This is a genomic window from Orrella sp. JC864 (genome assembly GCF_037026685.1).
Lineage (GTDB): Bacteria > Pseudomonadota > Gammaproteobacteria > Burkholderiales > Burkholderiaceae_B > Orrella.
In genome coordinates, this window is sequence record NZ_JBANET010000054.1 from 1 (window position 1) to 1,225 (window position 1,225).

Genomic DNA, 1,225 nt, shown 5'->3' on the forward strand with positions numbered 1-1,225 from the left:
TGACCTCCCCCCTAAAAACTGGACAAGCCAAAACTGGAAAATTCCGGCGACACTAAGCCCAAGGAGGGCAGATCGCCATGAAGAAGTCCAAATTCACCGAGGAGCAGATTGCATTCGCATTGCACCAGGCCGAAACCGGTGTATCCATCGAGGAGGTGTGTCGCAAGATCGGTGTGTCTCAAGCGACCTTTTACGCCTGGCGCAAAAAATATGCAGGTGTGGGCGTGAGCGAGCTGCGCCGCTTGCGCCAACTCGAGGACGAGAACAAAAAGCTCAAGCAATTGGTCGCGGACCTGACGCTCGATAAGGTGATGCTTCAGGACGTGCTCAAAAAAAAGCTCTGAGGCCGGCGCAGCGCAAGCAGCTCGTCGGCCACCTCATCGACCGCTACCGGATCAGCGTCAACCGGGCCTGTCAAATCTGCCAGCAAAGCCGGGCAGGCTGGTACCAAAAGCCCAAGCCCAAGCTGCTTGACGAGCCGATCAAGGCAAAAATGCACGAGATTGCGAGCACTCGGGTACGGTTTGGTTTTTGGCGAATCTACGTACTAATTCGACGCGACGGCTGGATGGTCAATCACAAACGCGTGTACCGGCTGTACAAGGAAGAAGGCCTGAACTTACGCAGCAAGCGTCCTCACAGGCGCAAGGCCGCGGCCCACCGTCTGGATCGACCCATCCTGACAGCAGCCAATCAAAGTTGGAGCATGGATTTTGTGTCCGACTCGCTGTTCAATGGTGCGAAGTTCCGAGCGCTGACTGTCGTGGACAACTTCACCCGGGAGTGTCTGGCCATTGAAGTCGGTCAGTCATTGACCGGGGCGGACGTCGTAAGGGCACTGTCCCGGATAGTCGTCGAGCGGGGGACCAGGCCAAGTCGAATTCAGGCCGATAACGGCCCGGAATTCGTTTCCTTGGCGCTAGATCGATGGGCCTACGATAAGGGCGTGACGCTGGATTTTTCCCGCCCTGGCAAGCCGACTGACAACGCATTCATCGAGTCATTTAACGGTAGCTTGCGCGATGAGTGCCTGAACACAACGTGGTTCATGTCGCTCGAAGACGCCCGACAAAAGCTCGAAAACTGGAGGCAGGATTACAATCATTTCCGCCCGCACTCCGCGCTCGCTGATACCGCACCAGCGTTGTTCGCGCGGCAAATCACTCTACCCACTGACCAGCCGGTTTTTCTAGATTGAGCTTGTCCAGTTCGTGGGAGGAGGTCA

At 56.5% G+C, this 1,225-nt stretch carries 1 protein-coding gene; it reads left to right on the plus strand.

Features of this window, described 5'->3' with window-relative positions; translation table 11 throughout:
* Positions 1-77: 77 nt before the first annotated feature.
* Positions 78-1,198 (plus strand): IS3 family transposase gene (locus tag V8Z80_RS20855; RefSeq protein ID WP_442952013.1). Its coding sequence is split into 2 segments (ribosomal slippage): positions 78-330 and positions 330-1,198, totalling 1,122 coding nucleotides; the frame shifts between segments, so codons are not numbered across the junction.
* Positions 1,199-1,225: the final 27 nt, after the last annotated feature.